Source organism: Embleya sp. NPDC056575, assembly GCF_042793325.1.
Taxonomy (GTDB): domain Bacteria; phylum Actinomycetota; class Actinomycetes; order Streptomycetales; family Streptomycetaceae; genus Embleya.
This window is the reverse complement of sequence record NZ_JBHTVA010000046.1, coordinates 43,970-70,436: the sequence shown is the minus strand read 5'-3', so window position 1 is coordinate 70,436 and position 26,467 is coordinate 43,970. Positions and strand designations below refer to the sequence as shown.

Annotated in this window: 22 protein-coding genes; 7 read left to right on the top strand and 15 right to left on the bottom strand. The window is 71.6% G+C overall.

Features of this window, described 5'->3' with window-relative positions; all coding sequences use genetic code 11:
- Positions 1–2: 2 nt before the first annotated feature.
- From ACFRCG_RS31390 to ACFRCG_RS31370, 5 genes are all read right to left on the bottom strand, one after another.
- The gene (locus tag ACFRCG_RS31390) at positions 3–2,111 is read right to left on the bottom strand and encodes a putative bifunctional diguanylate cyclase/phosphodiesterase (protein ID WP_380037644.1); all 2,109 of its coding nucleotides are present in this window, start codon (positions 2,109–2,111) and stop codon (positions 3–5) included.
- A 133-nt stretch (positions 2,112–2,244) separates the two neighbouring features.
- Entirely contained in the window at positions 2,245–4,458 is a 2,214-nt protein-coding gene (ligA, locus tag ACFRCG_RS31385; protein ID WP_380037642.1) for an NAD-dependent DNA ligase LigA, read from the bottom strand.
- A gap of 54 nt (positions 4,459–4,512) precedes the next feature.
- A complete protein-coding gene (locus ACFRCG_RS31380) occupies positions 4,513–5,523 on the bottom strand; it encodes a methionine synthase (RefSeq protein WP_380037682.1) in 1,011 nt (336 codons plus the stop codon).
- A gap of 67 nt (positions 5,524–5,590) precedes the next feature.
- The gene (locus ACFRCG_RS31375) at positions 5,591–7,099 is read right to left on the bottom strand and encodes an MDR family MFS transporter (protein WP_380037640.1); all 1,509 of its coding nucleotides are present in this window, start codon (positions 7,097–7,099) and stop codon (positions 5,591–5,593) included.
- 76 nt (positions 7,100–7,175) lie between these two features.
- Positions 7,176–7,769 (bottom strand): NADPH-dependent FMN reductase, encoded by a 594-nt coding sequence (locus tag ACFRCG_RS31370; RefSeq protein ID WP_380037638.1) that lies wholly within the window; start codon positions 7,767–7,769, stop codon positions 7,176–7,178.
- Between the two features lie 148 nt (positions 7,770–7,917).
- Between ACFRCG_RS31370 and ACFRCG_RS31365 the strand changes: the two genes are divergently transcribed.
- Positions 7,918–8,697, top strand: coding sequence for a TetR/AcrR family transcriptional regulator (locus ACFRCG_RS31365; protein ID WP_380037636.1), 780 nt, complete (start codon positions 7,918–7,920; stop codon positions 8,695–8,697).
- Positions 8,698–8,752: 55 nt separating this feature from the next.
- Here ACFRCG_RS31365 and ACFRCG_RS31360 read toward each other — a convergent pair whose 3' ends face one another.
- From ACFRCG_RS31360 to gatC, 7 genes are all read right to left on the bottom strand, one after another.
- A complete protein-coding gene (locus ACFRCG_RS31360) occupies positions 8,753–9,142 on the bottom strand; it encodes a VOC family protein (protein WP_380037633.1) in 390 nt (129 codons plus the stop codon).
- Positions 9,143–11,133: 1,991 nt separating this feature from the next.
- Entirely contained in the window at positions 11,134–14,040 is a 2,907-nt protein-coding gene (locus ACFRCG_RS31355; RefSeq protein WP_380037631.1) for a helix-turn-helix transcriptional regulator, read from the bottom strand.
- A 158-nt stretch (positions 14,041–14,198) separates the two neighbouring features.
- Positions 14,199–14,423 carry a hypothetical protein gene (locus ACFRCG_RS31350; protein ID WP_380037629.1) on the bottom strand — a complete coding sequence of 75 codons (225 nt, stop codon included), beginning with the start codon at positions 14,421–14,423 and terminating at the stop codon, positions 14,199–14,201.
- A 355-nt stretch (positions 14,424–14,778) separates the two neighbouring features.
- Positions 14,779–16,263 (bottom strand): Asp-tRNA(Asn)/Glu-tRNA(Gln) amidotransferase subunit GatB, encoded by a 1,485-nt coding sequence (gene gatB, locus ACFRCG_RS31345; protein ID WP_380037680.1) that lies wholly within the window; start codon positions 16,261–16,263, stop codon positions 14,779–14,781.
- Between the two features lie 14 nt (positions 16,264–16,277).
- Positions 16,278–16,511: a hypothetical protein gene (locus ACFRCG_RS31340; protein WP_380037627.1), complete on the bottom strand. Its 234-nt coding sequence runs from the start codon at positions 16,509–16,511 to the stop codon at positions 16,278–16,280.
- A 39-nt stretch (positions 16,512–16,550) separates the two neighbouring features.
- Entirely contained in the window at positions 16,551–18,044 is a 1,494-nt protein-coding gene (gatA, locus tag ACFRCG_RS31335) for an Asp-tRNA(Asn)/Glu-tRNA(Gln) amidotransferase subunit GatA (RefSeq protein WP_380037625.1), read from the bottom strand.
- Between the two features lie 5 nt (positions 18,045–18,049).
- Entirely contained in the window at positions 18,050–18,346 is a 297-nt protein-coding gene (gatC, locus tag ACFRCG_RS31330) for an Asp-tRNA(Asn)/Glu-tRNA(Gln) amidotransferase subunit GatC (protein ID WP_078975313.1), read from the bottom strand.
- Between the two features lie 469 nt (positions 18,347–18,815).
- On the opposite strand from gatC, the gene ACFRCG_RS31325 reads away from it, so the two are divergent.
- Positions 18,816–19,736, top strand: coding sequence for an alpha/beta fold hydrolase (locus ACFRCG_RS31325; RefSeq protein ID WP_126644106.1), 921 nt, complete (start codon positions 18,816–18,818; stop codon positions 19,734–19,736).
- Between the two features lie 198 nt (positions 19,737–19,934).
- On the opposite strand, the gene ACFRCG_RS31320 is transcribed toward ACFRCG_RS31325, so the two are convergent.
- On the bottom strand, positions 19,935–21,614 hold the full coding sequence (locus ACFRCG_RS31320; RefSeq protein WP_380037623.1) for a penicillin-binding transpeptidase domain-containing protein: 1,680 nt from the start codon (positions 21,612–21,614) through the stop codon (positions 19,935–19,937).
- 110 nt (positions 21,615–21,724) lie between these two features.
- Between ACFRCG_RS31320 and ACFRCG_RS31315 the strand changes: the two genes are divergently transcribed.
- Entirely contained in the window at positions 21,725–22,672 is a 948-nt protein-coding gene (locus ACFRCG_RS31315; protein WP_380037621.1) for a LysR family transcriptional regulator, read from the top strand.
- An 89-nt stretch (positions 22,673–22,761) separates the two neighbouring features.
- Positions 22,762–23,637 carry a serine hydrolase gene (locus ACFRCG_RS31310; protein WP_380037678.1) on the top strand — a complete coding sequence of 292 codons (876 nt, stop codon included), beginning with the start codon at positions 22,762–22,764 and terminating at the stop codon, positions 23,635–23,637.
- Between the two features lie 37 nt (positions 23,638–23,674).
- Here the strand turns inward: ACFRCG_RS31310 and ACFRCG_RS31305 are convergent, their stop codons facing one another.
- Positions 23,675–24,478, bottom strand: coding sequence for a phosphotransferase family protein (locus ACFRCG_RS31305; protein WP_380037618.1), 804 nt, complete (start codon positions 24,476–24,478; stop codon positions 23,675–23,677).
- 149 nt (positions 24,479–24,627) lie between these two features.
- The gene (locus ACFRCG_RS31300; protein WP_380037616.1) at positions 24,628–24,855 is read right to left on the bottom strand and encodes a hypothetical protein; all 228 of its coding nucleotides are present in this window, start codon (positions 24,853–24,855) and stop codon (positions 24,628–24,630) included.
- 129 nt (positions 24,856–24,984) lie between these two features.
- Between ACFRCG_RS31300 and ACFRCG_RS31295 the strand changes: the two genes are divergently transcribed.
- The 3 genes from ACFRCG_RS31295 to ACFRCG_RS31285 all read left to right on the top strand — a co-directional run bounded on the left by ACFRCG_RS31295 (position 24,985) and on the right by ACFRCG_RS31285 (position 26,261).
- Entirely contained in the window at positions 24,985–25,800 is an 816-nt protein-coding gene (locus tag ACFRCG_RS31295; protein ID WP_380037614.1) for a Scr1 family TA system antitoxin-like transcriptional regulator, read from the top strand.
- 4 nt (positions 25,801–25,804) lie between these two features.
- Entirely contained in the window at positions 25,805–25,999 is a 195-nt protein-coding gene (locus ACFRCG_RS31290; protein WP_380037612.1) for a DUF397 domain-containing protein, read from the top strand.
- A gap of 73 nt (positions 26,000–26,072) precedes the next feature.
- On the top strand, positions 26,073–26,261 hold the full coding sequence (locus ACFRCG_RS31285) for a DUF397 domain-containing protein (RefSeq protein ID WP_380037610.1): 189 nt from the start codon (positions 26,073–26,075) through the stop codon (positions 26,259–26,261).
- Positions 26,262–26,467: the final 206 nt, after the last annotated feature.

Sequence of the window (26,467 nt, the reverse complement as noted above, 5' to 3'; positions counted from 1 at the left end):
CGTCAGCTCACGTCCGCGCGGCGGTGGTGGTGGATCTCCGTCGGGGCGGCCGGGGTCGCGTGGGCGCCCGCGCCGTGCCGCAGCAGCCAGGCGGTGGCCTCGTCGCGGGGCAGCGCCTTGGACATCAGCCAGCCCTGGGCCGCGTCGCAGCCCAGTTCGCGCAGGCGCTGGTAGGTCGCCTCGTCCTCGACGCCCTCGGCGACCACGCGCAGTCCCAACGAGTGGGCCAGCCGCACGATCGAGCACACGATCGCCGCGTCCTCCTCGTTCATGGTCAGCCGGGCCACGAACGAGCGGTCGATCTTGATCTCGCTGACCGGGATGTGCCGCAGATGTACGAGCGAGGAGTAGCCGGTCCCGAAGTCGTCGAGCGACAACCGCACACCCAGCCGGCGCAGCGCGTCCAGCGACTCGGCCGCGCGCTGCGGCTCCTCCAGCAGCACCCGCTCGGTGATCTCCAGTTGTAACGCCCCCGCCGCGACGTCGTGTTCGCGTAATCCGGCGGCCACCGAGTCGGCGAACGAGGGCACGTGGATGTCGCGCGCGGAGATGTTCACCGCGACCGTGACGTCGATGCCCTCCACATGCCAGCGCGCGACCTGATCCAGCGCGACGTCCACCACGTAGCGGGTGAGCCGGGGCATCAGGCCGGTCTGCTCGGCGAGCAGCACGAACTCCTCGGGGGAGACCTGCCCCCGGGTCGGATGCCGCCACCGCACCAGCGCCTCGCAGCCGTCCACCCGACCGTCCGCGAGCCGAATCTTCGGCTGATAATGCAGCTCGACCTCGTGGTTGTCCAAGGCCCGCCGCAGGTCGCCGAGCAACAGCAGCTTGTCCCGCGTGTTCACATCGCGCGTGTCGTCGTACAGTTCCACCCCGCTGCGCGAGCGTTTGGCCAAGTACATCGCCACATCGGCGAATTGCAACAATCCGAGCACGTCGGAGGCGTGGTCGGGGAAGATCGCCACGCCGACGCTGGCCTCCACGTCCAGGGTCAACTCGTCCAGATCGAACGGCTCACCGAGCCGGTCGACGATGCGATGGGCCAGCCCGAGGACCACCTCCTGCGCGGTGAGCCGGTCGGCGCCCATGTCCAACCCCGGCAACAACAGCGCGAATTCGTCACCGCCGAGCCGGGCCACGGTGTCCCCGGGGCGGACCAGGGTGGCCAGTCGCGCGCCGACCTGCTGGAGCAGCCGATCGCCCGCGACGTGCCCCAGCGTGTCGTTGACCTCGTGGAACCGGTGCAGGTCGAGCAACAGCAGGGCGACCCGGCCACCACGGCCGCCGACCCGCCCCAGCGCCTCCTCGCCGCGCTCCAGGAGCAGGCGCCGATTCGGCAGACCGGTGAGCGCGTCGTGCCGCGACTCCTGCTCGCGGTCGAAGCGGACCATCGTGCTGCGGTAGAGGGTGTGCAGCGGGACCACGAACAGCGGGAGCAGCCACGGCTGTTCGGCGCAGATGACGGCGATCAGCGGGGACAGTCCGATCAGCGCGCCGTGCGAGACGGCGCGGGCCCGGATCTCCGCGCGGGCCAGGGTGAGCACGCTGACCCCGCGCCAATTCGCCCTGGTCAACCAGCCCGACGTCTGCGAGACGGCCGCCATCGCCAGGCCGGCCAGCGCGACCACGGGGAAGTCGCCCACGTGCAGCGCCCGGGCGGAGTCCGGCCCCGGATCCATCCCGAACACCGCCAGCACCGCGTCGGCGGCCAGGAAGCCCAGCACGTAATGGCCCACGGTGTAGCCGATCCGCCACCACGAATCACCCCGGAGCAGCCCGGACACCAGGACCGGAACGGTCTGCCACAGCGCGGCGACCTGCCACCCGTGCACCAGCAGCAGACCGAACGTGATGGCGATCGACGGCATCGCGCCGGGGATGTACAACCCCCGGCGCGTCACCGCCGTGTAGACCCCGTCGATCGACACCAGGGCGAGCATGATCCACACGCCCGGGGTCGCCGGGACCGGACTGCGACCGTCGATCAGCTGCGTCGTGGGCGGGACGACCAGCGCGAGCACACCGGCCAGCGCGACGATCCCGGTATGGATGAAGAACGCGCGCGGTCGTGCCAGTCGCGACAGGTCCGTCCTGCCGATCCGACCCATGCGCCTGCTCCCTGCGGCCTCGTCGGGCGGCATCCCGGGCGCCGGGACGGGTACGCCTGTGGGGCACCGAGCCCCCCGGGTGGGGCAAGCTCGTGCCCAGGGTAGGTCGTTCCGGCACGACTAGGGAGGGTTATCAGCCGGCGCGCTCGGCCACCCACGCGCGGGCCGCTTCGGCGCCGTCGGCGAGCAGAACCGCGAAGCCCTCGTCGTCCAGGATCGGCAGACCCAGTTGCACGGCCTTGTCGTATTTGGAGCCCGGATTGTCGCCCACGACGACGAAGTCGGTCTTCTTCGAGACCGATCCCGTCACCTTGGCGCCGCGCTGCTCCAAGGCCTCCTTGGAGCTGTCCCGGGTATAGCCGGCGAGCGTCCCGGTGACGACCGTCACAATCCCGTCAAGCGGGCCGGGAGGCTTCTCCTCGTCGGCCCCCTCTTCGGCGAGCCGGACACCGGCGGCGCGCCACTTGTCCACGATCTCCCGGTGCCAGTCCTCGGCGAACCATTCGACCACCGCGCCGGCGATGATCGGGCCGACGCCGTCGACCGCCGCGATCTCCTCCTCGGACGCGGCGCCGAGCCGGTCGAGGTCGTGGAAGCCGGTGGTGATCGCGCGGGCGGTGGTGTCGCTGACGTGGCGGATGCACAGTGCGGTGAGGACACGCCACAGCGGTTGGGCCTTGGCCTTCTCCAGCTGTTCGATCAGCTTGAGCGTGTTGGCCTTCGGCTCGGAGGGCTTCTTGACGTTGCCCTCCTTGTCGTAGGTGGCCTTCGACCAGAAGTAGGGGACGAGTTCCTTCTCGTCCTCGGCCGCGCCCTTGCGGTTGACCTTGCGCCACATCTGGACATCGCGCAGCTGCTCGGCGGTCAGGTCGAACAGGTCGGCCTCGGTGGCCAACACCGACGGGCCCGCGGCGGGCCGGGTCAGCGCCGCCGCCGTCTCGTAGCCGAGCGCCTCGATGTCGAACGCCTTGCGGCCCGCGAGGTAGAAGATTCGCTCACGCAACTGGGCCGGACACGACCGCGCGTTCGGGCAGCGAAGATCGATGTCACCCTCCTTCATCGCGCGCAGCTCGGTCCCGCACTCGGGGCACGTGGCGGGCATCACGAACTCGCGCTCGCTGCCGTCGCGCAGATCGGCCACCGGGCCCAGGATCTCCGGGATCACGTCACCGGCCTTGCGCAGCACGATCGTGTCGCCGATCAGTACGCCCTTGGCCTTGACCACCTGCTGGTTGTGCAGTGTCGCCCGGGCCACCACGGAGCCCGCCACGGTGACCGGCTCCATCACCGCGTACGGCGTCACCCGTCCGGTGCGCCCGACGCCCACCTCGATGTCGAGCAGCTTGGTGTTGACCTCCTGCGGCGGGTACTTGAACGCGATCGCCCAGCGCGGCGCTTTCGAGGTGGCACCCAGCCGACCCTGGATCGGGATCTCGTCGACCTTGATCACGATGCCGTCGATCTCGTGCTCGACCGAGTTGCGGTGATCGCCGAAGTATCGGACGAACTCCTTCACTTCCTCGATCGTGTCGACCACCTTGTTGTGCCGAGCGGTCGGCAGCCCCCACGCGTGCAGGCGCTCGTACGCGTGCGACTGGCAGTCGATCTCGAAGCCCCGCCGGGCGCCGATGCCGTGCACGATCATGTGCAGCGGACGCGACGCGGTCACGCGCGGGTCCTTCTGCCGCAACGATCCGGCGGCGGCGTTGCGGGGGTTGGCGAACGGCTTCTCGCCGGCCGCCACCAGGCGCTCGTTGAGTGCGTCGAACTTCTCGATCGGGAAGAAGACCTCGCCTCGGATCTCCACCAGCTCGGGTACGTCGTGCCCGCCGTCGTCACGCAGCCGGGACGGGATCTCGGCGATGGTGCGGATGTTCGGTGTGACGTCCTCGCCGGTGCGTCCGTCTCCGCGCGTCAATGCCCGAACCAGGTGACCGTTCTCGTACAGGAGATTGATCGCGAGCCCGTCGATCTTCAGCTCGCACAGGTAGTGGAACGTCCCCGTGCCCAGTTCGCGGACCAGGCGGTCGTCCCACTCGTCCAGCTCTTCCTCGTTCATCGCGTTGTCGAGGCTGAGCAGGCGCTCCAGGTGGTCGACCGAGGCGAAGTCGGTCGAGTAGGTCCCGCCCACCTTCTGGGTCGGCGAGTCCGGCGTGCGCAGCGCCGGATACTCCTCCTCGATCGCCTCCAGCTCCCGCATCAGCGCGTCGAACTCGCCGTCGCTGACGACCGGCGCGTCCTTCACGTAGTAGCGGAAGCGGTGCTCCTCCAGCTCACGGGCGAGAGTGGCGGCGCGTTCGCGCACCTCGGCCGGGATCTCGTCCACTCCGGTCGTCGCACCAGCCACGTCGTCGCCCTCCAGCGCCACCAGTTCGAATGAGGTTCGCGAAGTCGCGTTGCGCTATCTCCGCATGGCGCTCTCGGGGTCGTCCCGAAGCACCCGGCCGGCAGCCACGCTGTGTGACAGAGCCGCTCGGGCGTAGGCCGGAGAGGCACCGGCGAGGCCACACGTGGGGGTCACCACGACGGCTTCGACCAGGGACTCCGGCGGGAAACCGAGCCTGTTCCACAACGTTCCGACAGACCTGACGGTACCGGGCGGGTCGGACAGTGGGCGCGCTCCCACACCGGGTGTGGCCTCGGCGGACGCCGGCTCGGCGGGCAGGCTCGGCACCACGCCGGCGAACAGCCGCAGGCCCGCCTCGATCGCCTCGCCGATCGACTCGTCCTGGGCCTCGCCCAGCAGCGACATGTCCAGCGATACGCCCACCACGCCGGCCTGACGCAGCAGGGTGATCGGGATGCCCGGCGCGCAGGAGTGCACGATGGTCGGCGCCCCGGCCGCCGCGATCACGTCCCGCAGCGTGTCCCGGACCACCGCCTTGTCCACCGCCCGCAACCGGCCGAACCCGCTCGCGGTCGGCACTTCGCCGGCGATCACCCCGGGCAGCGCCGGCTCGTCCAGCTGGAGCAGCAGGCTCGCCCCGGGGACCCGGCGGGCCACCTCCGCCAGGTGCAGCCGGATGCCCTCGCCGAGCGAGACGGCCAGGTCGCGGCAGGCGCCCGGGTCGGCCAACGCCTTGTCGCCGTGCCCGAGTTCGATCGTGGCGGCCAGCGTCCACGGGCCCGCGACCTGGACCTTGAGCGGGCCGGTGTAGCCCTGGGTGAACTCCTCCAGCGCGTCCAGGTCCTGGCCCAGGAACGAGCGGGCCCGGCGGTGGTCGCGCCCCGGGCGGTCCACGAAACGCCATCCGGAGGGCTGTACGTCCGCGTACAGGTCGACGAGCAGCCCGGCCGAGCGCCCGGTCAGATCCGCGCCCGGTCCGCGCGCCGGCAGCTCCGGCAGGTGCGGCAGGTCGGGCAGCAGTTCGAGCGTCATCTCGACCGTCTCGCGGATGTTGCCCCCGGGCATCGAACCGATTCCGGTGGCGCCGGGTGACCAGGGAAAAGTGCGTTCTGGGGTGTCCACGCCCGGAAGCTTAGTTCGACGCGTCCCGGGCCCCGGCGGACGCCGCGACCGGCTCGGCCGATCCGGGCGCGGCCGGCTCGTCGGGCGCGCCGCGCAGCGGGACCTCGCGGACGAGCCAGGACACCGCGAACGCGAGCGCGGACAGGATCGCGAGCCCGATCGCCACGCCGTGCAGGCCGCCGGTGACCGCGGCGTGGAAGGTGTCCCGGGCGGCGGCGGGCAGCTCGCGCGGGGCCGCGGGGGTGTTCCCGTCCAGATGGCGGGCGTACACCGAGCCGAGCAGTGCGACGCCGAGCGAGCCGCCGATGGTCCGGGTCAGCGTGGCGGTACCGCTCGCCGCGCCCAGGTCGCGGCGGTCGGCGCTGTTCATGGTGATCAGCATGGTGCTCTGCATGACGAAGCCGATGCCGATCCCGACCACGGCGGTGAGCGCGGAGGCGACGGCGGTGGGGGTGTCCACGCGCAGCCCGAGCAGGGCGAGCGCGCCGACGACCATCACCGCGCCGCCGAGGATCGGGTACATCCGGTAGCGCCCGTTGCGGCCGATCAGGCGCCCGGTGGCGATCTGTACGCCGAGCATGCCGAACATCAGCGGCAGGAGCAGCAGGCCGCCGGCGGTCGGCGAGGTCTCCCGGACGAACTGCATGTATTGCGGGAGGTAGTTCATCGCGGCCATCATCACCGCGCCGACCAGGAAGCTCAGCACCTGCGCGAGGGTGAAGTTGCGGTCGGCGAACAGCCGGGGCGGGATGATCGGCTCCGCCGCGCGCCGCTCGACCGGGACGAAGCAGGCGAGGGCGACGACGGTGACGGCGGCGAGGCCGAGGATCGGCGGCGAGGTCCAGGCGTGGGAGGTGCCAGCCCAGCCCGCGAGCAGGGTGAGCGCGACGATCCCGATGGTGAGCAGGGCGGCGCCGGCGATGTCGACGCGGGCCTTGATCCGTACATGCTCGATGCGGATGCCCAGGCCGACGACGGCGAGCGCCAGGATGCCGACCGGGACGTTGACGTAGAACGCCCAGCGCCAGTCCAGGTGATCGGTCAGGAAGCCGCCCAGCAGCGGCCCACCGACCAGCGCGATCGGCATGATCGCGCCGAAGAGCGACTGCACGCGGCCACTTTGGCGCGGCGGCACGAGCACGCCGATCAGGGCGAACGCGCCGACCATCAGCCCGCCGGCGCCCAGGCCCTGCACGGCCCGGAAGACGATCAGCTCGTTCATGTCCCGGGCCAGGCCGGACGCCATCGAGCCGACCAGGAAGACGCCGATCGCGGCCGTGAACGCGCCCTTGCGGCCGTACAGGTCACCGAGCTTGCCCCAGATGGGCGTGGTCGCGGCGGCGGCGAGCAGGTAGGCGGTGACCACCCAGGAGAGCCGATCCAGGCCGCCCAGGTCGCCGACGATGGTGGGCAGGGCGGTGCCGACGATGGTGCCGTCGAGCATGCCCAGGAACATGCCGAGGATCGGGCCGAGGACGGCGAGGGGGATTCGGTCGGGCGGCGCGGTGTCGGAGTGCATGGGTCCCCCCGGGGCGTGGTGCGGGTGTGGGTGCGGCGTGGGTCGGGTGGCCTGGGTCGGGTGGGGTGACGGTGGGTCAGGCCGCGTACGGACGGGCCGCTTTCGCGTCGCGCAGGGCGTGGGCCCACCAGGCGAGGCGGTCGAGCATGGTGTCGGCGGCGGCGTTCGCGGCCGGGTCGATCGCGCCGCCGTCGGCGTCGAACTTGTCCCAGTGCCCGTGGAAGCTGACCGTGTCCCGGACGGTGACCGCGTGCAACTCGGCCAGCACGAGCCGCAGTTGCTCGACCGCACGCAGACCACCGGAGAGTCCGCCGTAGGACACGAAGCCGACCGGCTTGGCCTGCCACTCCGGGCCGTGCCAGTCGATGGCGTTCTTCAACGCGGCCGGAAAGCTGTGGTTGTACTCCGGCGTCACGATCACGAACGCGTCGGCGGCGGCAAGCCGTGGGGACACCTCGGCGAGCAACGCGACGGTGTCGGCCGCGGGCGGCTGCCCGAAGGCCGGGAACACGGTGGGCAGCGGCGTCTCGACGAGGTCGACGACGTCGACATCGAGGCGGAGGTCGTCCCGGGCGGCGGCCCGATCACGGACCCACTCGGCGACGACGGGGGCGAAGCGGCCTTCGCGGGTGCTGCCGACCAGGACGGCGAGGCGGAGGGGGGTGGACATGGGGGCTCCCGAGTATCGGACCACTTGGCTGCGTACGTCGTATCGATTCGGATACAACGTACACAGCAAGGTGTACGTCGTCCACTCCTGATACGTTGTACACATCCACGTGCGCAACAGACCGAATGTCCCGGGAGGAGCCGCCGCCATGGCCGGCCAGAAGAAGAAGTCGCCCCCGGCCCGGGCGGGGTCGGGCGTCCCCGACGTCGCAGCGCCGCGCATCTCGCTGTGGGAGCGATTGGCCGCCCCGGCCCCGGCCGCCCGCACCGTGCTCACGCCGGAGCGCATCGCGGAGGTCGCGGTCGGGATCGCCGACGCGGAGGGCATCGAGGCGGTGACGATGCGGCGGCTGGCGACCGAGTTGGGCGTCGCGCCGATGGCGGCCTATCGGTATGTGTCGGGCAAGGACGACCTGTTGGAGCTGATGGTCGACCGCGCGTACGGCGAACTGGTCGCGCCCGAGCCGGGTGCGGGGTGGCGCGAGACGCTGCGGAGCCTGGCCGTGGCCACCCGCGAACTGGTCCTGCGCCACCCCTGGTTGGTACAGCTGCCCTCGGCTCGGGCGGCGGTCGCGCCGACCCCGAACCGGGTGGCGGTGGCCGAGTGGGGCCTGCGGGCGCTGACCGAGGCCGGCCTGTCCGCCGACGAGACGATGGCCGCCGTCGACGCGGTGGGCTCATACGTCCAGGGCCGCACGGCCGCCGAGGTCGCGACGCGGTGCCTGATGGCGGCCCAGGGCGCCCCGGGCGACCCCGACGCTTTGCGCACGTCCATGGCCCCGGAGATGACCTGGCTCATCCGCACCGGCCGCTACCCGGCCTTCCACAACTACATCTCCACGGCGCGGCACAAGGACAACCCGCAGTGGCAATTCGAAACCGGCCTCGACTGCATCCTGGACGGCCTCGCCGCCCGCCTACACATCTGACCCACCCCATCCCCGCATCGCAGCCGTGCGGGGATGGCGTCTCCGCATCGGTGACCTACGCGGGCCAACCGCCGTACGGCACGGTGATCAACTCCATGTAGTGGCCCGCCGGATCGATGAAGTACACGCCTCGGCCGCCATCGTTGTGGTTGATCGTGTCGGGGTATTGCCGATGCGGATCGGCGTAGTGCTCGATCCCGCGCGCCTTGATCTTCGCGTACGCGGCGTCGAACTCCGGTTCGGAGACGAGGAAGGCGTAGTGCTGTGGGGTGATCTTGTCCAGCGCAAGGGCGGCGAAGTCCAGCGTGACGCCGTTGCCGAGTGCGACCGCGACGAACGGCCCCCACTCGCCGGAGATTTCAAGTCCCAACAGATCCGCGAAGAACTCGGCGGACTCCCGGTTGTCCCGGGCGTGGACGATGGTGTGATTCAACTCGACAGACAAGGAATGCCTCCGAAGGCAACTCCCGGCACCTCCATGCCTCACCCAGCCGGCGACCGACACGCGATGCTCCCTCCAGCCTAGCCGTTGGCTTCGCCGCACGACCGGGCCGGGGGCGGCAGGACCTCGGAGGCGTGTGCGAGCCGGGGGCTCCCCGAGAGGCGGGGCACACCCGGCGGGCGTTGCGCTTGTGGTGGCGGGTGGCGGGTGGCGGGTGGCCGGTGCGGGGCCGGCCTGAGTCGGTGGTGGGCCGCCGCCGGCGTGCGGGGCTCCGAGGCATGGGGCTTTCGGCGAGGCGGGTGTGTCGGTCGGCGAAAAAGCGACCAACAGCGGCCGGCGGGGTGGGTGCTCGGGTCGGGTCCGCCGGGCGTGCGTTCTTGAGTGGGCCGGGCGGCTTCCGGCGCGCGTTGCGCTTTTGGTGGCGGGTGGCCGGTGCGGGGCCGGTCTGAGTCGGTGGTGGGCCGCCGCCGGCGTGCGGGGCTCCGAGGCATGGGGCTTTCGGCGAGGCGAGTGCGTTGGTCGGCGAAAAAGCGACCAACAGCGGCGGGCGGGGTGGGCGCTCGGGTCGGGTCCGCCGGGCGTGCGTTCTTGAGTGGGCCGGGCGACTTCCGGCGCGCGTTGCGCTTGTGGTTGCGGGTGGCCGGTGCGGGGCCGGCCTGAGTCGGGGATGGGCCGCCGCCAGCGTGCGGGGCTCCGAGGCATGGGGCACACCCGACGTGGCGCGCGTATTGCTCACCGAAAACCGGCCGGCAGCGGCGGGCAGGAGGGCGCTCGGGTCGAGTCCGCCGAGGAGCCTTCCCGAGTGGGCCGGGTGTTTTCAGTGTGCGGTCGGCGTGTGGGTGACGAAGGTTCACAAAACCGGATGGCGTGGGATGCCGTGGCCTCGGTATGAGGGAAAACCGCAGGTCAGCGCGAAGAGGAGAGAGTTTGAGGTGCCTCGGGATCCGGTTTCGACCCTCACTGGGCACTTTCGGTCCCCTCGACGGTCCGCAAGGCGCTCGCGTTGAGGGGGTCAGAGCGCACGAAACCGGCACTCGCCACCTGACTTTCCACGCTGACCCCACAGAAGCGCAGGTCACGGAACCTCGAAGCGCACAACCACCCGCCGAGATCCGGTTCCGAACCCCAACCTTCCCCCAACACCACCAAACGCCCCGACCCACCCCGGAAGGCCCCTCGACAGACTCGACCCAAGCCCCCACCCACTCCCTCGCTGCCGGCCGGTTTTCGGTGAGCAACACGCCGCCACGTCGGGTGCCCCATGCCTCGGAGCCCCGCACGCTGGCGGCGGCCCATCCCCGACTCAGGCCGGCCCCGCACCGGCCACCCGCAACCACAAGCGCAACGCGCGCCGGAAGTCGCCCGGCCCACTCAAGAACGCACGCCCGGCGGACCCGACCCGAGCGCCCACCCCGCCGGCCGCTGTTGGTCGCTTTTTCGCCGACCGACACACCCGCCCCACCGGAAGCGCCACGTCTCGGAGCCCCGCACGCCGGCGGCGGCCCATCCCCGACTCTGACCGGCCCCGCACCGGCCACCCGCAACCAACAGCGCAACGCGCGCCGGAAGTCGCCCGGCCCACTCAAGAACGCACGCCCGGCGGACCCGACCCGAGCACCCACCCCGCCGGCCGCTGTTGGTCGCTTTTTCGCCGACCAACACGCCCGCCCCACCGGAAGCGCCACGTCTCGGAGCCCCGCACGCCGGCGGCGGCCCATCCCCGACTCTGACCGGCCCCGCACCGGCCACCCGCCACCAAAAGCGCAACGCGCGCCGGAAGCCGCCCCCGGCCCACTCAAGAACGCACGCCCGGCGGACCCGACCCGAGCACCCACCCCGCCCGCCGCTGCAGGCCGGTTTTCCGCCGACCAACACACCCGCCCCACCGGAAGCCCCACGTCTCGGAGCCCCGTACGTCGGCTCGGCGGCGCCGCCGGGTGGGCCGTCTGTGGCTGGACGGCCACCGTGGCGCGGGCAGTGCCCCCGTGATGCCGCTAGCCGTCGACCAGGTGCAGCCGATGTGCCACCGCGGCGGCTTCGCCTCGGCCGGTGACCTGGAGTTTGGCCAGGATGTTCGAGACGTGGACGCTGGCGGTCTTGGCGCTGATGTACAGCTCCTCCGCGATCTGGCGGTTGCTGCGGCCGTCGGCGACCAGCCGCAGGACGTCGATCTCGCGTGGGGTCAGGGTCGGCAGCGTCGTGTCGGACTCGCCCTGGGTGGGCGAGCCGACCCTGGCTCGGCGGCTGAGCAGGTCTATGTGTTCGCGCAGCGCCCTGGCGCCGAGCCGGGCGGCCGTTTCGGCGGCTTCGGCCAGGCGTCGGGCGGCGGCGTCGCGGTTGCCGGTGGCGAGCAGGGTCTCGGCGTGGCGGAAGCGGACCCAGGCGGTGCGGTAGGGCTGTTCGGTCAGCTCCCAGGCGGCGGCGGCCAGGCCCCACAGTTCGGCGTCGTCGGTGCCGGCCGCCCGGGCCGACTCGGCCCCGACCAGCGCGGCGTAGGCCGCGTCGAGCGGGCAGTCGATCGCGAGCGACGCGGCCATCGCCGCGATCCGGTCGGCGATGTCCTGGCGGGTCTTCAGCTCCGATTCGCGTGGGCGCACGGTCGAGGTGCGCGCGTCGGCCTCGTTCGCGGCGGCGTCGGCGAGCAGGGGCCACATGTAGCGCTGGTGGCCGGGTGGGCAGCCGGCGGCCAGTGCCGCGACCAGCGCCTCGCGGGCCTCGTCCAGCCTGCCCTGCGCCTCGGCCACCCGGATCTCCGCGCGGGCCAGCGGGATCGCGTACTGCGCCTCGACGTAGCGCGAGCCGGCGGCCAGCCGGGACCGCCGCAGGTGCGCCTTGGCGCCCCGCACGTCGCCCCGCGCCAGGCACAGCCCGACGAGTTGCAGTTCGAGGTGGCGGGTGGTCTGCGGTCCCGGATCGAGATCGAGGGTCTTCTCCACCAGCGTCGCCAGATCGGCCCAGTCGCCGACCGACAACAGCGACTCGGCCAGGTTGCCCAGCGCGAACGAGCCCGACGTGCGGGTGAGTCCGCGCTCGGCGGCCAGCTCCATCGCGAGTCGCGCGGCCACCGTGCTCTCCCGGTGCCGGCCCAGGCCCTCCAGGAGCGATGCCTTGTTGCTCAGGATGTGTACGCGACTGTCCGGCTCGCTGCTGCGGATCGCGGTCTCCTCGGCGAGGGCCAGCTGCGCCATGCCCTCCTCGACCCGACCGATCTGCACCAGGCCGCAGGCGAGCGTCTTGCGCGCCTCGGCCTCGATGTCGGGGCTGCCCACGAGCTGCGCGTGCTCCAGCGCGATCATCGCGTCGGCGACCACCTCCCCGCCCTCGCCGTCGAGCATCCGGTCCCGGGCGATGTGCGCCAGCACGCGGGCCTGTTCCTTCGACGGTGGCAGTCCGTCCAGGATCTCCTTGGCCCGGTTCAGCTCCGGCCGGCCCGACGAGCGGCACATGGTGCGCAGACCGCGGGCCTTCTCCCGCCACAGGAACGCGGCCAACTCGGGTTCGGCGACCGGGTCGACCAGTTCGATGGCGCGCTTGCAGAAGTGGATGGCCAACTCCCGCTCGCTGCCCAGCCGGGCCGCGGTGACCGCCTCGATGTAGACGTCGAGCAGCCGGCGACCGCTCAGCCGCTCCGGCTCGGGCACCTGCTCCCACAGCAGCAGGGCCCGCTCGAGGAGCCGGGTGCGCTCGTCGAAGGCATAGCGCTCACGGGCCGCCTCCGCCGCCGCGAGCACCGCCGGCAGCGCCTTGACCGCCTTGCCGGCGTGGAACCAGTAGGTCGCGATCCGCCCGCGCAGCTCGTCGGCGCCGACCAGGTCGGGGCAGCGCTCCAGGGCCTCGGCGAAGGTCGCGTAGAGCCGGACCCGCTCGCCCGGCATCAGGTCCTCCCGCACGGCGGTGCGCACCAGCGCGTGTCGGAACTGGAACTCGTCGCCCGTCGGCACCAGGACGTGCGCGGACACCGCCGTGCGCAGCGCCTCCTCCAGCCGGTCGGGGTCGAGCCAGGAGACCTCGGTGAGCAGCCGGTGGCCGACCGTGACCCCGCCGATCGCGGCGAGCCGGATCACCTTCTGCGCGTCCTCGGACAACTCCTCGATCCGGATCAGCAGCAGGTCGCGCAACGTGTCGGAGATGCCGGTGAGCTGGCCGTCGCGGATGCTGCACGCCAACTCTTCGACGAAGAAGGCGTTGCCCTCCGATTTCTGGAAGATCTGCCGGATCAGCCGGCGCGGCGGCTCCTCGCGCAGGATGCCGCGCAGCTGGTCGCCGACCTGCGCCCGGGTGAGCCGGCACAGGTCGATCCGGGAGACGTTGTGCACCCGGTCCAGCTCGGCCAGGAACGAGCGCAGCGGGTGGCGGCGGCCGACCGCGTCGGCGCGATACGTACCGATGATCAGGATGCGGCCGGTGCGCAGTAGGCGGAACAGGAAACCGAGCAGTTCGCGCGTGGACGAGTCGGCCCAGTGCAGGTCCTCGATCGCGATCACCAGGGTGCGGTCGGTGCCGAGCCGCTCCAGCAGGCCGAGCATCAGTTCGAACAGGCGGACCCGGTCGAACTCGCCGTCGCGCGTGATGGTGCCCGGCGCCAGGTCGGGCAGCAGCCAGGCGAGGTCGCGCTCGCGGCCGGCCGCCGCCTCTGCCAGCTCGGGGCCCATCCGGCGCGAGAGGGTGCGCAGCGCGGCCGAGATCGGTGCGAACGGCAGGCTCTCCGCGCCCAGTTCCAGACAGCCGCCGACGGTGGTGACCGCGCCCTGTTCCTCGGCGCGCTGCAGGAACTCCTGGAGCAGCCGGGTCTTGCCCACGCCGGCCTCGCCGCCGACGAGCACCACGCCCGGCGTGCCCTCGTCGGCCTCGCGCAGGGCCGTGCCGAACCGCGCCATTTCCAGGGACCGGCCTACGAACACGGGAGAAACCGAAATACTCGCCACGATGCCGAGCATGTCACGTCCCTCCCCCTCGCAGCGGGGTATTTCACGCCCGGCGAAACCCGTTTGCGCAGGTCAGCCGCAGGGTTCCGCCGAGCGTGGCCGGCGTCACGTGCGTGCTCGCGTCTCTCGCCCTTCTACCGCGCGAACAGGCGCAGATGGGATATCCGCCACCCCGATACGCCGCGATCGGAACTGAGACCGCCGGCACCGTGACCGCTTCGCCGCTCCTCGCGCCGGGCCGCCCGCGCGGCCTTGGCCGCCAGTCGGCTCGTGCGCAGCGCCTCGCGGACCAGACGGTCCCGCTCGGCGGTGGCGCGCAGTTCGAGTTCGCGGGTGCGGAAGAGTTCGTATTCCAACATGGTGTTCGACCTCCGGGTCACCGAGCCGGTCCGTCCGGCTCGTGGTACGAGCTTCGCGTCCCAGGGGGGCCACGGACATCGGTCGGATGCCGCATCCGGGATCACTCGGCTCGCCCACCACCGATCTAAGGCGCCTCGGAAGAACCCGATAAGGGGGTCGAACAGACCTAGGGAGAACCCCGGTGGAACTTCAGGCACACCGAGGCACTTTGCGACCACGGACGGTGAAGAGCGGCTGAACGGAGGCCGAAGACCGCCGGACGCCGGCCCCCGACCGGACTCGAAGAACGCCGAAGAGCCCCCGACCGCACGCGGCGGTCGGGAGCTCTCGGCACCATCCGGGAAGGCGGCCCGGTCAGGACACGCCCAGACGCTCCAGGATCAGTTCCCGCACGCGCGCCGCGTCGGCCTGTCCGCGCGTGGTCTTCATCACCGCGCCGACCAGCGCGCCCACCGCCTGCACCTTGCCGCCGCGGATCTTGTCGGCGATGCCCGCGTTGGCCGCGATCGCCTCGTCCACGGCCGCGCCGAGCGCGGAGTCGTCCGAGACGACCTTGAGCCCGCGCGCCTCGACCACCGCGTCCGGCTCGCCCTCGCCGGCCAGTACGCCGTCGATCACCTGGCGGGCCAGCTTGTCGTTCAGCTCGCCGCCCTTGACCAGCGCCGCCACGCGGGCGACCTGGGTCGGGGTGATCGGCAGCGTGGCCACCTCGACGCCGCGCTCGTTGGCCCGCCGGGACAGCTCGCCCAGCCACCACTTGCGCGCCGCGTCCGCGTCGGCCCCGGCGTCGATCGTCGCCAGGATCACGTCGAGCACGCCCGCGTTGACCATCGACTGCATCTCGAAGTCGTTGACGCCCCACTCGGCCTGGAGCCGGGCCCGGCGCAGCGACGGCAGTTCCGGCAGCGTTCGGCGCAGCTCCTCGACCCACTCGCGCGCGGGCGCGACGGGCACCAGGTCGGGCTCGGGGAAGTAGCGGTAGTCCTCCGCCTCCTCCTTGATCCGACCGGCGGTGGTGCTGCCGTCGTCCTCGTGGAAGTGCCGGGTCTCCTGGACGATGGTGCCGCCGTCGGAGAGCACCGTGGCGTGCCGCTGGATCTCGAACCGGATGGCCCGCTCGACCGAGCGCAGCGAGTTGACGTTCTTGGTCTCGCTGCGGGTGCCGAACTTCTCCCGCCCCTTGGGCCGGAGCGACAGGTTCGCGTCGCAGCGCATCTGGCCGAGTTCCATCCGGGCCTCGGACACCCCGAGCGCGCGGATCAGCTCGCGCAGTTCGGCCACGTACGCCTTGGCGACCAGCGGGGCCAGCTCGCCCGCGCCCTCGATCGGCTTGGTGACGATCTCGATCAGCGGGATGCCGCACCGGTTGTAGTCGAGCAGCGAGTAGTCGGCGCCGTGGATGCGGCCGGTCGCGCCGCCCATGTGCAGCGACTTGCCGGTGTCCTCCTCCATGTGCGCGCGCTCGATCTCGACCCGCCACGTCTTGCCCTCGACCTCGACGTCGAGGTAGCCGTCGAACGCGATCGGCTCGTCGTACTGCGAGGTCTGGAAGTTCTTCGGCATGTCCGGATAGAAGTAGTTCTTCCGGGCGAAGCGGCACCACTCGGCGATCGAGCAGTTGAGCGCGAGGCCGATCCGGATCGCCGACTCGACCGCGGTCGCGTTGACCACGGGCAGCGCGCCGGGCATGCCCAGACACGTCGGACAGACCTGGCTGTTGGGCGCGGCGCCGAATTCGGTCGAGCAGCCGCAGAACATCTTGGTCGCGGTGCCCAGTTCGACGTGGACCTCCAGGCCCATCACCGGGTCGTAGGTCTCCAGCGCGTCCTCGTAGGACATCAGGCTGGTGGTACTCACAGGGCGTCGGCCTCCGTCAGCTCGTCGTCGGTCTCGCGCATCGCCCGGATCAGCAGGGCGAAGCCGGTGACGACCGCGGCGGCGCTGATCACCGCGTCGGCCAGTTCGAGCTTGTCGTTCTTGCCGCGCGCCTCCTTGATCTGCTTGATCACACCGAAGGCGCCGACGAGTTGCATGCCGACGCTGAAGACCTTGCCGATGTTGCTCTTGGGGGCTTTCTTCTTGGCCATATCGACTCCTCGAAAAGTCGCCGGGAAAGTCGGGAGGGATCAGAGCGCGGGTGCGCGGTCGAGCAGCGGGGCACCCCAGCGGGAGAGGTAGCCGGCCTCGACGGCGGCGCCCACCTTGTACAGCCGATCGTCGGCCATCGCCGGCGCGATGATCTGCAGACCCACCGGCAGGCCGTCCTCGTCCGCGAGCCCGCACGGCAGCGACATCGCGGCGTTGCCCGCGAGGTTGGACGGGATGGTGCACAGGTCCGCGAGGTACATCGCCATCGGGTCGTCCGCACGCTCCCCGATCGGGAAGGCGGTGGTCGGCGTGGTCGGCGAGACCAGGACGTCGACCTGTGCGAACGCGGCCTCGAAGTCGCGCGTGATCAGCGTGCGGACCTTCTGCGCCTGGCCGTAGTACGCGTCGTAGTAGCCGGAGGACAACGCGTACGTGCCGAGCATGATCCGGCGCTTGACCTCGGCGCCGAAGCCCGCCTCGCGGGTCAGCGACATGACCTCCTCGGCCGAGTGCTCGCCGTCGTCGCCGACCCGCAGGCCGTAGCGCATGGCGTCGAAGCGGGCCAGGTTGGAGGACGCCTCCGAGGGCGCGATCAGGTAGTAGGCCGGCATCGCGTAGGTGAAGTTGGGACAGGAGATCTCGACGATCTCCGCGCCCAGCTCGCGCAGCAGTTCGACCGCCTCGGCGAAGCGCGCCAGCACGCCCGCCTGGTAGCCCTCGCCGGCGAACTCCTTGACCACGCCGACGCGCATCCCGCGCACGCTCCCGGAGCGGGCGGCCTCGACCACGTTCGGCACCGGGGCGTCGATCGAAGTCGAGTCGAGCGGGTCGTGTCCGGCGATGGCCTCGTGCAGCAGCGCCGCGTCGAGCACGGTGCGCGCGCACGGCCCGCCCTGGTCGAGCGAGGAGGAGAAGGCGACGAGGCCGTAGCGGGAGACCCCGCCGTAGGTCGGCTTGACGCCGACCGTGCCGGTGAGCGCGGCGGGCTGGCGGATCGAGCCGCCGGTGTCGGTACCGATCGCCAGCGGCGCCTGGAAGGAGGCGATCGCGGCGGCCGAACCGCCGCCGGAGCCGCCGGGCACCTTCGTGGTGTCCCACGGGTTGCCGGTCGGGCCGTAGGCGGAGTTCTCGGTCGAGGACCCCATGGCGAACTCGTCCATGTTGGTCTTGCCGAGGACGACCACGCCCGCGTCCTTGAGCCGGCGGGTCACGGTCGCGTCGTACGGCGGCCGCCAGCCCTCCAGCATCCTCGACCCGCAGGTGGTCGGCACGCCCTTGGTGGTGAACACGTCCTTGAGCGCGAGCGGTACGCCGGCCAGCGGGCCGAGGCGGTCGCCGCGCGCGCGGGCGTCGTCGACGGCCTTGGCCGCGGCGAGCGCGCCGTCGGCGTCCACGTGCAGGTAGGCGTGCACCTTGGCGTCGACGGCCTCGATGCGGTCCAGGTGCGCCTGGGCGACCTCGACGGCGGTGACCTTGCCGTCGGCGATGGCGGAGGCGGTCTCGGCCGCGGTCCAGCGGATGGTCTCGGTCATGGCCGTCACTCCTCTCCCAGGATCCGGGGCACCCGGAAACGCTGCTCTTCGGCGGCCGGCGCACCGGACAGCGCCTCCTCGGGGGTGAGCCCGGGGCGGACGACGTCCGGCCGCATGACGTTGGTCAGCGGCAGCGGGTGCGAGGTCGGCGGGATGTCGTCGGCTGCGACCTCGGCGACGCGGGCCACCGCGCCGATGATGTCGTCGAGCTGGGCCGCGAGGTGGTCGAGCTCCTCGGCCCCGAGCTCGAGGCGCGACAGCCGGGCGAGGTGGGCGACCTCCTCGCGCGTGATGCCAGGCATGCAGGCGGGTTCCTTCGGTTTCGTCGGGTGTGGGGGCCAAGTCTATGGCGAAGCGGAAACGGATTCCGTGACGGCCGGACGGGCCGGCGGCGCGGTTCGGCGGCGGGGCGGTCGACCGCCCGACGGCGCGGCGGTTCACGCGGAGTACGGCCGGCTCGGAGTGGCTCGGCGGGTGCGCGAACGCGCGCCGAGGGCGCCGCGGGGTCGTGGCGGGGACGTAGCGGGGACGTGGCGGGGGCGTGGCGACCCCGGGCAGGTGCGAATATTTCCGGCCGGATGGCACATCTCGTCGAACAACCCGGAAGTAACTTCACTCAAATGCCAACTTCCGTTACCGACTGGGTAAGAGAACCTTGCGAAGCCACTCTCCGGTCTGCGTCCCCCCGCGTCGATCGGCCCTTCGCACAACTCTTGGGCCCGGCGTCCGAGAGCGCGCTCGTCAAGGACTCGGGGCTTGGGAGGGGACACGATGGCCGCCATCGTGCTGGTACACGGGATCGCGCAGGAATACAGGTCGGCCCACACGCTCGAGGAGGAGTGGGTCCCACGACTGGCCCGGGGAGTGAAGGCCGCAGGTTTTCCCGAGGTCGCGGACCGTCTGTGGAAGTATCGCCACACCCGTCGCGGGATCGACGCGCGGATGGCGTTCTATGGTGATCTGCTCCGCCGGCACCCGTCGCAGAGCGAAATGATCGACGAGGACATCCAGCACGAGGTGACCGCGCGGATAGGCCGCGAATGGCTGGATCGTGCCGCGGTTCGCGGCTCGGTGCCGCCGGAACGGCAGCGCGCGGCACGGGAGATCGCCCGCCTGGAGGGCGGGCCCGGGGAGACGGGACGCACCGTCGTGCTCTCCCCCACGTGTGGACTCGCGGGGCTGCGCTGGTTCGCGGCCGACGGCCCGGGCTCGGCCGGCGGATTCGTGAACAAGGCGCTCACCCAGCTCACCCGCTATCTGACGGACGATCAGACCCGGAACCGGGTGCTGGACCGGGTGGGTGCCGAGATCGGTTTCGACACCAAGGTGGTGATCGGGCATTCGCTCGGGGCGGTGGTCGCGTACGAACTCGCGCACCGCTTGCGCAGACCGCTGCCGCTGCTGATCACGCTCGGGTCGCCGCTCGGCCCGGACACGGTGGTCGACTCGTGGGTGCGGCCGCAGCCGGCGCAGCCGCCGGCGTTCGTGGAGAACTGGGTGAACCTCGCCGACCGGGACGATCTCGTGGCGGCCGATCCCACGTTGGCGCGGATGTTCCCGGTGCCTACGGAGGGCGGGCCGGTGCTTCGGGGTGGGTACACCGGGGAGCATGGGGCGGAGCCGCACAAGGCGTGTTTCTACCTGCAGCGGCGGGAGATAGGGCGGTCTGTGGGGTTGGCCTTTGGGGCTTAGGTCTCCTTGGGCGGAGTGGTCGGCGGTTCGCGGGTGGCCGGCCTGCGGTGTGGCTGTCAGCGGGTGGCCGGCCTGCGGCCCGCTTGTCCTCGAGCGCCGGACGGGCTACTCGGCCTCGAACGCCGGCCGGGCCGGAATTGGCTCGGCCGGCTTTCGAGGTTGGCATTCGGTGGGCGGTTCGGTTGGTGATGGGGCTGGTCAGGTCGTTGTCGACAGGATGTCGTGGACTATCGGGCCGGCGGAGCCGCTGCCGGTGATGCCGCCTTCGACCAGGCAGGCGATGGCCACGTTGCCTCGGTAGGCGACCAGCCAGCCGTTGTTGGGGCCGGTCTCGGTCACCTCGGCGGTGCCGGTTTTTGCGCCGACGTCGCCGGGGAGGTCGGCCAGCACCTTGGCGGAGCCGTCGGTGACCGTGGCGCGCATCAGGCCGCGCAGGTCGGCGACCACCGACGCGGGCAGGTCGCGGCCCTTCGCGGTGGGCCGTTGGCCCTTGATCACCACCGGCTGGCGGAACTTGCCGGACACCGCCGTCGCCGTCGCCGACGCCATGACCAGCGGATTCGCCTGTACCGTGCCCTGGCCGAACATCGCCGCCGACTTGTCGGTCTCGTCCACCGGCAGCGGCACCTTGCCGTCGAACGAGGCGATCCCCGTCTTCCACTCCTGGCCGATCCCGAAGTGGTCGTTCGCGAATCGGCTCAGCTCGTCGTTGCCGAGTTTGCCGCGCAGCGAGACGAACGCCGTGTTGCACGAGTGCTTGAAATCCTCGCGGAACGTGGCCCCGCGGATCTCCGACGTCTCCACGTTGTGGAACTGCTTTCCCACGGTCAGGTACTTCGGGCAGTCCACCACGTCGCTCGGCTTCACCGCGCCCTTGCTCAGCAGCGCCGCGGTGGTGATCACCTTCATCGTCGAGCCGGGTGCGTACCGGCCCATGAAGGCCCGATTCATACCCGTGGTCGGCGCGTTCGCGAGCGCCAGCACCTCGCCCTTGTCGATGCTCACCGCGACCAGGCCGACCAGCCGGCCGTTCGCGTGCTTCGCCACCGCCGCGTCCGCCGCGCGCTGGAGCCTCGGGTCGATCGTGGTGGCCACCGGGCCGCCGCCGGGGGGCGGCTTGGTCGCGCCGAACTCGGCCTCGGTGGACACGACTTCGCCGGTGGCCCGGTTGATCAGCTGTACCGATCCGCCACCGGCTCCGGCCCCGCCGCCGGCGGCGGCGAAGATCGGGGTCAGCGACGGGTGGTCGGCCGGGGACAGGACACCGCCGTTGCGGTCCAGCACCTTCGCCGCCGGCGCGCCCGCAGCGCCCTTGGCCAGCCGGAACTTGGCCTCGGCGCCGAGCTTGGGGTGGACCAGGGCCGGCTGCCACTTCACGATCCAGCCGCCGTCGCCCTCGGCCAGTGTGAGCGTCGAGTCGTAGTTCCAGGCGCCGAATCCGGCCACCGGCATCGCCGCGCCGAACGGCACCGTGACCGCGCCGGCCGCCGCCGTCCGGGCCGGGCCGGGAGTGAACGTGGGCTCGGTGATCTCCAAGCCGACGGTGAAGCTGCGCAGCGTGGTCTCGGCGGTCGGCGGATCGTCGGTCAGCCGCGCCGCCTCCGCCCAGCGGCCGGCGGCCCAGTGGTCGAGGAAGGTACGCGCGGCCCGGTCCGCCTCGCCGCTCGCCGTGCCCCGCGCCCCGGCCGGGCCGAGTCGGTCGTCGTCCCCGCCCCCGAACCAGCGATCGGCCGCGGCCCAGCCGGTGCCGCCGAGGACCAGCGTGCCCGCGACCACGAGGGCCCAGGCGCGGCGGGGCCGCCCGGGGCGGCGCCTGGCTCGGGTCTGCGGTCCGGGCGATCCTGGCGACCCGGGTATCGCGTTCACTCCGTGCGTCATCTGCGTCCTCCCCGATCTGCGTGCCTCGACAGGAGAACAGGGATTCGACCGGGAGGTCCAAGAGTGTGATCGCACCGAGGTTGATAGCCCGGTGGCTATCATTGCTGGTCATGGACCTCCTTCGGCATCTCCGGTACTTCCGGACCGTTGCCGAGGAAGGACACGTCGGCCGCGCCGCCGAACGACTGCGGGTGGCCCAGCCGTCCCTGTCGCAGCGCATCCAGCGGCTCGAACGCGAACTGGGCGTGCGCCTGTTCGATCGCAACAGCCGGGGGGTCGCCCTGACCCCGGCGGGCCGGGTCGTCCTGGCCGAGGCGGGCGCGTTGTTGGCCGCCGCCGATCGGCTCGGCGCGGCCGTGGCCGGGTTGCGCAGCGGGACCACGGGCGCGATCCGGGCGGCCGTGCCGCCGGATCTGGGCGGCGCGGCCGTCGCGGCGATCCTGACCGGGTTTCGGGACCGCTCACCGGGCGGCACGTTGGAGCTGCGCGAGCTGACCACCGCCGGGCAACTGCGCGAGTTGGCGGCCGGCACCCTCGACGTGGGCGTACTGCGCCACCCGTGCGCGGTGGCCGATCTGGAGCTGGGGCCGATGTCGTACCAGCCGCTCGGGGTGCTCCTGGCCGCCGGGAACGCGCTCGCGGGTTCGATCGAGATCGGGCTCGCCGACCTGACGGGGTGTGAGCTGGTGCTGTTCCCCCGGGAGTTCGCCCCGGCGCTGTACGACGAGACGCTGACCGCGTGCGCCCGGCACGGCTGTACGCCGGCGGCGGTGCACGACGTCCCGGCCGGCGACTTCGCCCGGGCGCTGGTGTTGTCCGGCGCGGCGGTGGCGCTGATGCCCGCGACGGCGCCCGAACCGGGCACCGTGTGGCGGCCGTTGGCCGGGACGCCGCTCGCGTGGCGTACCTCGACGGCCTGGCCGCGCGGCGCCGATGGGCCGGCCGTTCGGGCGTTCACCGAGACCGCGCAGGACGCGCTGCGGCGCCACGCCGGGGTGCTCGCCGAACGTCCCGGTCGACCGCTCTTCCCGCGTCCCGCCTCGGAGTTCCCGCTGTGACCGATCCCCGCACCGCACCCGACGGCAGTCCGGGCCCGGACCGTCCGGGCCCCGGCAGTACGGGCCCCGGCACCCCGCCGCCGCGCGTCCTGCGCACCGTCCGGGGGCGCATCACCGCCGCGTTCGCCGACGCCGGCGTCACCGGTGCGCTGCACGCGGTCGACATCGACACGGGTCGCGAGGTCGAGGTGGGCGCCGACACGCTGTACAGCACCGCGAGTCTGCACAAACTGTGCCTGGTCACCACGCTGTTCCGGGAGGCGGCGGCGGGCCGGGTGGAGCTGACCCGGCGGCTCGAACTGCCTGCGGGCGCCGGTCGTTCGCCGGGGGGTACCGGCGTGGCCGCGATGCTGGATCCGGTCACGATGTCGCTGCGCGACCTGGCCTCGCTGACGGTGGCGGTGAGCGACAACGCGGCGGCCGACGCGCTGTGGGACGAGCTGGGCCTGGACACGGTGAACGCGACCATGGTCGAGCTCGGGCTGACCCGGACGGTGGCGATCGAACCGCTGCGCGAGCTGTACGCGGGCATGCGGGAGGACGCCGGCCCGAACGGCCCGGCGGCGCTGGTCGACCCGGCCGTCGTGGCCCGGCTGCGGGCCCTCGACCCGAACCGCTCGAACCGCGGCACGCCGCGCGACCTGACCCGGCTGCTCGCCGCGATCTGGCGTGACGAGGCGTGCGGGGGCGAATTCGGGGCGGGGCTGCGCCGGGTGCTCGGCCTCCAGGCGTGGTCGCACCGGCTGGCGTCCGGTTTCCCGTTCGACGACGTCCGGGTCTCCGGGAAGACCGGCACGCTGCCGACGATGCGACACGAGGCCGGCGTCGTCGAATACCCGGACGGCGGCCGCTACGCGATCACGGTCTGCACCCGCTCGGCCGACACGGCGGCCGCGCTGCCGGCCGCGGACGCGGTGATCGGGACGGTGGGGAGGTTGGCGGTGGATGCGCTGAGGGTGCGGTGAGCGGGAGAGATCCCGCCGGTGAGGGCGGCGTCGCCGGTCACTCGTCGAGCAGCGTCGCCCAGCGCGCGACGCCGGGGGCGGCGGCCCTGTCCCCCATGAGGTCGATCTCCTGCCGCTGCCGGGCCGCGACGAAGGCGCACAGCGCGGCGCGGCCGGCGTGCCGCCACACGGCGAAGCGACGCAGCCAGGCCCGGGCCGACTCGGGAGTGTGGCCACGCACGAGCAGCCGGTCGTAGAGCCCGGCGTACTCGGCCCACGCCGGCCCGATCGCCGCGCGACCCCAGTCGAGCAGGTACAGCCGACGGCCGTAACCGGCGTACCTGATCTTCAGGTTCTCCGGGACCAGGTCCGTGTGCACGAGCGTGTCGCCGGCCAGCAGGGAACGCTCGTCACCGGTGAGGTACTTCTCCCATCGTTCGGCGAGGGGCGGCAGTTCGACGCCGGGAGGTGGGTCGATGGTCTGTACGTCCTCCAACGTCTCGGCCAGCACGACCAGTTCGCCGGAGCCGGGCGAAAAATCGAGATGCGCCCCGTCGACATACTCGAACACGAGCACGCACCACCCGTCGACGGCGATCTCCCCGAGCAGCGTCGCCGCGAACCGCCCCACGATCGGCGACACCACCGCCTCCCGCCGCAACCCCTCGGCCGCGTCGGTGTCCCCGATCGGCGCACCCTTGGCGAACGCACGGCCGCCTTCCGCGGTGGCCAGCGCCGCCACGAACGGCGACGTGTGGCACGACGTGTCGGGACTCTCGGCCCCGACGACCGTCCCCACGACCGACTCGACGCCCCGCCGAACGGCGCGGGGCAGGTCATCCCATACGTAGCGCGTAGTCATACAGATGCCTCTCGATTCGTTCACGGGATCGTGGGGATCACGAGGGTCGCGGGGGCCTCGATCGCGTCATCGGCGCCCCACTCCCAAGACTTGAGCCCCGACGCCGATCCGTGGGCGACCGCGCGAAGGACTCGGCTACGCCGGGAGGTTCACCGCGTCGGGCAATCCGGCGAACACCGACACGGCGGATCCGGGGTGGGCCACGGATCCCGCGCCGAACGCTTGTGCAGCTCGCGCGGCACGACCACGCGCACCCCCTCCGGCCCGACCGTGTACACGGCGATCGTGATGCCGCTGCCCGGCGGCTCGGGGACGGATTCGGCGTCCGCGTCGATGAGATGCGAGGGGGCAAGGGGCTTTCGCAGGGGGTGGGTCACGCCGGGCCGCCTTTCGTTGACATACAAGCTCAATGCAGTCGTTTGTATGCCAAGCGTGACGAGAAGTGCCTATGATCGGCTGGGGCCGGGGTTGACTTCGTTCGCTTTCAACACGTTTCTGGGGGCACTGTGTCCGCCGCCACCGAACTGGACCCCTCGGCGTCCGTTCTGAAGTTCTACGCGACCGAACTGAGGCGCGAGCGCGAAAAGATCAAGATGACCCAACGCGAGATGGCCAAACGCGCCTGGATGGCCCCGTCGCTGCTCAACAAGATCGAGGCCGCGAAGCGCCTCCCCACCGAAGACCTGTCCAAGCTCGCCGACGAACTCTTCGAAACAGGCGACCGCTTCCAGCGGTTGTGGCCACTGGTGATCAGGTACGCGTACCCGACGTGGTTCAGGCCGTTCGTCGAACTCGAAGAGGCGGCGACGATCATCAGGTCGTTCGAGGTACAGGTAGTACCCGGATTGCTTCAGACGGAGCGCTACGCCCGCGCGGTTCTGGCAGCCAGGCGTCCCGATGCGACCGCCCTTGAGGAACAGGTCACGGCTCGGATGCAGCGGCAACGCATCTTCGAGCGCATTGATCCCCCAGAGTTTCGTGCCGTGCTGGACGAGAACGCCCTGCGCCGCTGTTGGGGGAGTTCCGAGGTCATGCGCGAGCAGTTCGAGCGCATTATCGAACTTGCGCAACTGCCTCGCTTCGTGATCCAGGTGATTCCCTACGAAGCCGGCGGTCATGCGGGGGTGGGCGGGCCGTTCGCAGCGCTTACGCTGGACGAAGGACCAGACGTGGTCTACGTGGACGGATTCTTGCAGGGGCAGATTCTGGCGGCACCGGCGGAAGTGAGGTCCGCTCAGCGCGCCTACGATCTGCTGACTGCCGAGGCACTTTCGCCCACGCGGTCAATGGATCTGATCGCCTCCACGCTGAAGGAACTGTGAGCCCATGATCACGAAGGCAGCCACGCCCCGGCACTGGCGCAAGAGCAGCTACAGCAGCGACAACGGCGGCAACTGCGTCGAGGTCGCAACCACCCTCGGTACCATCCCGGTTCGCGACAGCAAGGCGCCCAATCTCGGCCACCTCACCATCACCGAGACCTCTTGGTCAGCAATGCTGACCGCCCTCCACACGACCTGACCAGCCGCCCGGCCTCCGCCGCCCACTCCCGGACGGCGGAGCCCGGTCCGCCGACACAAGGACTCGTGATCCCATGCCACAGACCACGCCCGCCGGTTGGCGCAAGAGCAGCTACAGCGGCAACAACGGCGGCGACTGCGTCGAGGTCGCAACCACCCACACCGCCGTCCCGGTCCGCGACAGCAAAACTCCTGACCTCGGCCACCTCGCCATCACCCAGGCATCGTGGTCGGCCCTGCTGGCAAACCTCCAGACAACCTGACCCACCGCCCAGGCACTTCAAAAACCCAAGTTTCTCGACGAGACATGAACCTTGCCTTGCCGACGGATGCCACCACCGAGTAGCCGGTCAAGTCGAGCCCGCCGGGAAGCCTCCCCGAGTGGACCGGGCGTTCCCGGCACCCGCTGCGCTGTCGGTTCCGGGTGGCCGGTGCGGGGTCGGTCGGAGTCGGTGGTGGGCCGCTGTCG

Excerpts from the sequence above, each read along its gene's own strand:
- ACFRCG_RS31365 (WP_380037636.1), top strand. The coding sequence starts at position 7,918 with ATGGCCGGCCAGAAGAAGAAGTCGCCCCCGGCCCGGGCGGGGTCGGGC.
- ACFRCG_RS31290 (WP_380037612.1), top strand. The coding sequence starts at position 25,805 with ATGATCACGAAGGCAGCCACGCCCCGGCACTGGCGCAAGAGCAGCTAC.
- ACFRCG_RS31325 (WP_126644106.1), top strand. The coding sequence starts at position 18,816 with ATGGCCGCCATCGTGCTGGTACACGGGATCGCGCAGGAATACAGGTCG.
- ACFRCG_RS31305 (WP_380037618.1), bottom strand. The coding sequence starts at position 24,478 with ATGACTACGCGCTACGTATGGGATGACCTGCCCCGCGCCGTTCGGCGG.
- ACFRCG_RS31370 (WP_380037638.1), bottom strand. The coding sequence starts at position 7,769 with ATGTCCACCCCCCTCCGCCTCGCCGTCCTGGTCGGCAGCACCCGCGAA.
- ACFRCG_RS31375 (WP_380037640.1), bottom strand. The coding sequence starts at position 7,099 with ATGCACTCCGACACCGCGCCGCCCGACCGAATCCCCCTCGCCGTCCTC.
- gatC (WP_078975313.1), bottom strand. The coding sequence starts at position 18,346 with ATGCCTGGCATCACGCGCGAGGAGGTCGCCCACCTCGCCCGGCTGTCG.
- ACFRCG_RS31285 (WP_380037610.1), top strand. The coding sequence starts at position 26,073 with ATGCCACAGACCACGCCCGCCGGTTGGCGCAAGAGCAGCTACAGCGGC.
- gatA (WP_380037625.1), bottom strand. The coding sequence starts at position 18,044 with ATGACCGAGACCATCCGCTGGACCGCGGCCGAGACCGCCTCCGCCATC.
- ACFRCG_RS31320 (WP_380037623.1), bottom strand. The coding sequence starts at position 21,614 with ATGACGCACGGAGTGAACGCGATACCCGGGTCGCCAGGATCGCCCGGA.
- ACFRCG_RS31380 (WP_380037682.1), bottom strand. The coding sequence starts at position 5,523 with ATGCCCGGGGGCAACATCCGCGAGACGGTCGAGATGACGCTCGAACTG.
- ACFRCG_RS31390 (WP_380037644.1), bottom strand. The coding sequence starts at position 2,111 with ATGGGTCGGATCGGCAGGACGGACCTGTCGCGACTGGCACGACCGCGC.
- ACFRCG_RS31315 (WP_380037621.1), top strand. The coding sequence starts at position 21,725 with ATGGACCTCCTTCGGCATCTCCGGTACTTCCGGACCGTTGCCGAGGAA.
- ACFRCG_RS31350 (WP_380037629.1), bottom strand. The coding sequence starts at position 14,423 with ATGTTGGAATACGAACTCTTCCGCACCCGCGAACTCGAACTGCGCGCC.
- gatB (WP_380037680.1), bottom strand. The coding sequence starts at position 16,263 with ATGTCCTACGAGGACGCGCTGGAGACCTACGACCCGGTGATGGGCCTG.
- ACFRCG_RS31340 (WP_380037627.1), bottom strand. The coding sequence starts at position 16,511 with ATGGCCAAGAAGAAAGCCCCCAAGAGCAACATCGGCAAGGTCTTCAGC.